Annotated in this window: 5 protein-coding genes; 1 reads left to right on the top strand and 4 read right to left on the bottom strand. The window is 58.5% G+C overall.

The features are described from left to right. A partial coding sequence (locus tag PLJ71_19260) for a TrpB-like pyridoxal phosphate-dependent enzyme (protein HQM50831.1) occupies nt 1-740 on the bottom strand: 740 nt, incomplete at its 3' end. A gap of 146 nt (nt 741-886) precedes the next feature. Between PLJ71_19260 and PLJ71_19255 the strand changes: the two genes are divergently transcribed. Beyond that, nucleotides 887-1,696, top strand: a complete 810-nt coding sequence (locus PLJ71_19255) for an alpha/beta hydrolase (GenBank protein ID HQM50830.1) — start codon at nt 887-889, stop codon at nt 1,694-1,696. Between the two features lie 40 nt (nt 1,697-1,736). On the opposite strand, the gene PLJ71_19250 is transcribed toward PLJ71_19255, so the two are convergent. From PLJ71_19250 to cysK, 3 genes are all read right to left on the bottom strand, one after another. Next, on the bottom strand, nt 1,737-3,557 hold the full coding sequence (locus PLJ71_19250; protein HQM50829.1) for a homoserine O-acetyltransferase: 1,821 nt from the start codon (nt 3,555-3,557) through the stop codon (nt 1,737-1,739). An 86-nt stretch (nt 3,558-3,643) separates the two neighbouring features. Next, nucleotides 3,644-4,942, bottom strand: a complete 1,299-nt coding sequence (locus PLJ71_19245) for an O-acetylhomoserine aminocarboxypropyltransferase/cysteine synthase (GenBank protein ID HQM50828.1) — start codon at nt 4,940-4,942, stop codon at nt 3,644-3,646. Nucleotides 4,943-4,979: 37 nt separating this feature from the next. After that, nucleotides 4,980-5,899, bottom strand: a 920-nt coding sequence (cysK, locus tag PLJ71_19240; protein HQM50827.1) for a cysteine synthase A, incomplete at its 5' end; no start/stop codon positions are given.

The raw sequence follows: 5,899 nt of genomic DNA, 5'->3' as shown, positions 1-5,899 counted from the left end.
TTGGCCTCGAGACCAATCACGGTCTGGTGCAACAGCACGTGGTTCAGCACGCTGCCGAGGCTGTACTTGGCCTTGCCTCCGCTCGTAACCGCCGCTTCCACCGCTTCGGAGATGGCCATGCCGAGGCTTCCCGTGGTGCCGGGGAACTTCGCCAGGAAGTTCCGGCCGCTCTCGGTGGTGTCGGTGGGACTCGATAGCACGTCCGCACCGTACGTTTGCATCAGGATGCGACGGTACGGTTTCTGCTCGAAACTGACGCGAACCATGTACACCGTGCATTTCATATCGAACATCGAGCATGCGATCGAGAGAGCGGTGCCCCACTGGCCCGCGCCGGTCTCGGTGCAGAGTTCGTTTACCCCTTCCTTCTTGTTGTAATAGGCTTGCGGCACGGAGGTGTTGACCTTGTGGCTGCCCGAAGGGGTGACGCTTTCGTTCTTATAGAAGATCTTGGCCGGTGTGCCCAGCATCTTTTCGAGGCGGTGTGCGCGGCGCAGCGGGGTGGGACGGTACAGGCGGTAGATGTCCATCACCTCGCCTGGAATCGAGATCATCGGCTTGGCCGACATTTCCTGCTCGATCAGCGCCATTGGGAAAATCGGAGCGAGATCAGATGGGTTTAATGGCTTGTGTGTCGCGGGATGAAGCGGCGGCTTCATCGGCGCTGGCAGGTCCGGTGCGACGTTATACCACGCATCCGGCATCTTCTTGGCATCGAGTAGAATATTATACTCAGTCATGGTAGTTCCCCCTCTTGGGTGCATTTTGATTTCCAAGACAACATCATACAATATCCCATCAGCCTGATGCGAGACAAAATCGTCGCTCGGCAGACTGTGCGGGAACTCACCCGGAAAGGCGTGTAACCATGGGCTGGAGGGGCCGGATGATCTGGACAATTGCGCTTGGGGGATTAGTGCTTGGGGGCTTGGTGGCGCTTGTAGGAGCCGCGCAGCGCGCTATGGTTTTTCCAGCAACCCGCGGCATGCTATGGGCGCCCGCCGAGGCTGGCTGGGACTACCAGGACGTCGCCCTGCCCGTGGACGGCCAGACGACCCACGGTTGGTACATTCCCGTGGACCAGCCGCGCGGAGTGATCCTGTATTCCCACGGCAACGGCGGCAATATCAGCGGCCGGATGGGCGGCATCGCAATTTGGCGCGATCTCGGCTTCGACGTCCTGATTTACGACTATGGCGGCTACGGAAACAGCACCGGAAAACCTTCGGAAAGACGCTGTTACAAAGACATCAGGGCCTTTTGGCAGTGGCTGACCGAAGAGCGCGGCGTGGCTCCCGAACGTGTGGTCCTCTTCGGGCGGAGCTTGGGCGGCGCCGTCGCCGCCGACCTGGCCTCCGAGGTTACGCCGGGGGCCGTCATCCTTGAGAGCACCTTTACATCCGCGGTAACCATGGGCAAAGAGGCGTTCCCGTTCTTCCCCGTCAATCTCCTGCTCCGCCACCGCTTCGAAACCGAAGACAAGATCGGACGTGTCACCGCCCCCCTGCTAATCGTACATAGCCCGGACGACGATATCGTGCCTTATCATCACGGGAAAGCCCTTTTCGAGATGGCCCCTGAACCCAAGACATTCCTCGAAATTGCCGGCAACCACAACGATGGCTATTCAGAAACGGGGCAGCGATACATTGACGGCCTCAGCAACTTCCTTGAACCGCTCTTTCCCGGAAGATAGGGACGGGCGCCCGTTGTCAATCCGTGTCTGTTTGCGCAGTTCAGGTTTTCGCGGTGATGACGTAAACGGCTTCGTCTGCAAAGAGGTTGGGCCATTGGCGGACGATAACGCCCCGGCCGGAACTCGAGAGCGGGATCTCCCGTTCGATGCGTATGTTGTGGGTATGGCAAAACTGGCGGAAGTCTTTGACGGACAATACGCTGCGGTTGGGGGTGGAATACCAGGAATAGGGGAGGCTGCGGGTGACCGGCGCCATACCCTGAAAGGCGAGCATCGCGCGAACCTTCCAGAATCCGAAATTCGGGAAGCTGATAATGCACTTCTTGCCCACGCGCAGCACTTCACGGATCGCCTGTTCGGGTTTCTTGATAACCTGCAGGGTCATGCTGAGGATGACGAAGTCGTAGCTCTGGTCCGGAATGGCGCTCAAGCCCTTGTCGATATCCGCCTGAACCACGGAGATGCCGCGGTTAACGCAGCGGATGATATTGGGTTCCGAAACCTCGAGTCCCATCCCATCAACCTGCTTCTGGCAGACAAGACGGTGAAGGAGTTCCCCGTCTCCGCATCCGATGTCGAGGACGCGGCTTTCGGGGTCGACCAAGTCGACGATGAGATCGTAATCAACGCGCGGCCCTTTATAGATGCTCTCGTTGGACTGAGGTACCGGATCACTCGCTTCTTCCGAGACCGATGTTTCCGGGTTGTCTTCTTTCGCTTTCAACCGCGGGTCAAGCGTGTGTTCGAGGAAGCCGGCAATGAGGTCCTTCATCGCATCCACCTCAAGCAGGAAGGCATCGTGACCGTAGTCCGAATGAATGTTGCAGTAGGTGACTTCTTTCCGGTTTCGGCTAAGTGAATCGACCATTTCGCGGGACTGGTAGGGGGGGTACAGCCAGTCCGAGGAAAAAGAAAGCACCATTACGCGGGACTTAACCCGGGCAAAGGCCTTATCAAGTGAACCGTACGCGGAGATTAGATCGAAATAGTCGCAGGCCTTGGTAATATAGAGATAACTATTGGCGTCAAAGCGGTTAACGAATTTCTCCCCTTGGTAATCCAGATAAGTCTCGACGCTGAACTCGCTGCCGAAGTCGTAACTGTACTCGGTTTTTCCGCGCAGGGACCGGCCGAATTTCGCGCGCATGGTCTCATCGGAAAGGTAGGTAATGTGTCCGAGCATGCGGGCAATCGACAGGCCCTGAACGGGGCCGTCTCCGCCGTAATAGTTGCCGTCTCGGAAAGCGGGGTCCGCCTGCACGGCATGCCTCCCCACGGCATCAAACGCGATCGCCTGCGCGCCATTGTGAGGTCCGGACGCGATACAGATGCCCGAACGGACAATGTCAGGGTAGCGCGTGAGCCACTCGAGGACCTGCATGCCGCCCATCGAGCCGCCAGCCACGGACAGGAGATTCTCGATACCCAGGTGCTCGATGAGCCGACGCTGCGCGCGGACCATGTCGCCAATGGTGACTATTGGAAAGGTGAGCCCATAGGGCCTGCCGGTCTCGGGATTGATCGAGTAGGGACCAGTGGTGCCGCGGCAGCCGCCAAGGCAGTTCGAGCAGATCACGAAGTACCTGTCGGTATCGAAACCCTTTCCGGGGCCGATCATGTTGTCCCACCAACCGGGCTTCGGGTCGGTGGGTGTGTGGTACCCTGCAGCGTGAGCGTCGCCCGTCAGCGCATGTAATATCAAGATAGCATTAGACTTAGCCGCGTTCAGGGCGCCGTAAGTTTCGTATGCCAGGGTAACGGGGCCCAGTTTTCGGCCACAGTCCAGTTCAAGCTGGTTGGGCGGTTCGGCAAACTGGAATTGCTGGGATTTGACTATGCCGATCGAGCCTTCCTCAATCATGCCTGCTTCCTCGGCTTCGGATATGCCTTTATCAAAAAAACGGGCGCGATCCCTGGTGAGAGGTACCGCGCCCATTTAGTATACCACTACCTTCCCGCGCGTTCCAGAGCTTGATCGAGGTCGGCGATGATATCCTCGACATCCTCGATTCCAACCGATACGCGGATCATATTGGGCGTCACGCCCGCGTCTTCCTGTTCCTTCCGTGAAAGCTGCTGGTGCGTCGTGGAAGCAGGATGGATGACGAGGGTCTTGGCATCCAGGATATTGGCCAGGTGAGAGGCCAGCTTTACGCCGTTGATGAACTTCTTCGCCCCTTCGTAACCGGCCTTGGCGCCGAACGTAAGGATGGCGCCCTGGCCTCCTGGCATGTATTTGAGCGCGCGTTTGTGATCCGGGTGGTTCTTCAGGCCGGGGTAGCAGACCCATTCGACGGACGGGTGTCCGTCAAGGTGTTGAGCGACCTTCAACGCGTTTTCCGAGTGCCGGGGCACACGCAAATGCAGCGTCTCGAGACCTTGCAGGAGCAGAAACGCGTTAAAGGGCGACAGGCAGGGACCCATGTCGCGCAGCAGGGTCACCCGAGCTTTGATGATATACGAGATGTTTCCCAGCGGCTTCATGGCCTCATAGAACCTCATGCCGTGATAGCTTTCGCAGGGTTCCGTGAGTTCGGGGAACTTCCCATTGTTCCAGTCGAAGGTGCCGCCATCCACGATAACGCCCCCGATCGAGGTGCCATGCCCGCCTATTACTTTCGTGGCCGAATGCACCACAATGTCGGCGCCGTGTTCAATCGGCCGGAACAGCATCGGCGACGCCGCCGTGTTGTCGACCATAAGGGGAATGCCGGAATCGTGAGCGATATCCGCGATGGTCTCGATATCGGGCACGTCGCACGCCGGGTTGCCAATCGTTTCGCAAAAGAGGAAGCGCGTGTCGCCGTCAATGGCCTCGGCGAAGTTTCCCGGCTCGCGCGCATCGACAAAACGCGCCTCGATCCCCAAATCCTTGAAGGTGTGCGCAAACAGGTTATAGGTCCCGCCGTAAAGCGTTGAAGATGAGACGATATTCTGGCCCGCCTTCGCGATGTTCAGCGCGGCCAGCGTTATCGCCGCACTGCCGGAGGACAAGCCGAGCGCGCCGACGCCTCCTTCCAGGGCTGCCATCCGCTTCTCAAACACATCCACCGTCGGATTCATAATGCGGCTGTAGATGTTCCCGAATTCCTCGAGTCCGAACAGGCGCGCGGCATGTTCCGCGCTCTCGAAGACAAACGACGTGGTCTGGTAAATGGGCACTGCGCGCGCTCCGGTAGCCGGATCAGGCTCCTGTCCGGCGTGAAGGGCTTGTGTGCCAAGTCCATAATGCGTGGTATCCGGCATCTGAGAATCATCTCCCTCAAGTTTGTCCGTGGAACACTTATCCCTCGAACAACGGTGTGGACAAGTACCGTTCTCCCGAATCAGGAAGAACGACAACGATGTTTTTCCCTTTATACTCGGCGCGCTCAGCGAGACGCAGCGCGACGGAGGCGGCGGCCCCGCAACTGATCCCGCTGATGAGACCCTCTTGGCGGGCAAGTCTGCGGGCTATCTCAAAGGCCTCCTCGTTGGTGACCTGCTCGATCTTGTCTATGAGGCTCAGATCCAAGACATCGGGGACAAACCCCGCGCCAATGCCCTGAATCTTGTGAGGACCGGGCTGGCCGCCGGAAAGCACTGCAGAAGCGGCGGGCTCAACGGCAACGATTTCAACAACCTTCCTTTTCGCCTTCTTGAAGTAGCGGGCAACGCCGGTAATTGTCCCGCCCGTACCGACGCCCGCGACAAAAACGTCGATTTTCCCATCCAGGTCGTTCCAGATCTCTGGGCCGGTCGTTCGGTAGTGAATCTCGGGGTTGGCCGGATTCTTAAACTGCTGGGGCATAAAGTATTGGGGGTTTTCCTGAAGGAGTGTTTCTGCTTGCCGGATGGCTCCAGGCATTCCCTGCTCGCCGGGGGTGAGCACCACGAGCGCCCCAAAGGCCTTCAATACTTGCCGGCGTTCCACGCTCATGGTCTCGGGCATGGTCAGAATCAGTTTGTATCCCCGGGCCGCGGCGACAAAAGCCAAAGCTATCCCCGTGTTACCGGAGGTTGGCTCTACAATTGTCCCGCCGGGCTTGAGCACCCCGCGTTTCTCCGCGTCCCACACCATGCTGGCGCCGATTCGGCACTTCACCGAATACCCCGGATTTCGGCCCTCCACTTTGGCGAATATCTTGGCATTCAGATCTTTGCCAAGCCGCTGCAAATGAACCAGCGGGGTGTTTCCGATGCTGAAACTGTTGTCTTCAAAAA

The organism is Candidatus Hydrogenedentota bacterium (assembly GCA_035416745.1).
Lineage (GTDB): Bacteria > Hydrogenedentota > Hydrogenedentia > Hydrogenedentales > SLHB01 > UBA2224.
This window is presented reverse-complemented; position numbering and strand designations above follow the sequence as displayed.

Bases quoted from the DNA above. Each gene is read 5' to 3' on its own strand.
- PLJ71_19255 (HQM50830.1), top strand. From the start codon at position 887: ATGATCTGGACAATTGCGCTTGGGGGATTAGTGCTTGGGGGCTTGGTG.
- PLJ71_19250 (HQM50829.1), bottom strand. From the start codon at position 3,557: ATGATTGAGGAAGGCTCGATCGGCATAGTCAAATCCCAGCAATTCCAG.
- PLJ71_19245 (HQM50828.1), bottom strand. From the start codon at position 4,942: ATGCCGGATACCACGCATTATGGACTTGGCACACAAGCCCTTCACGCC.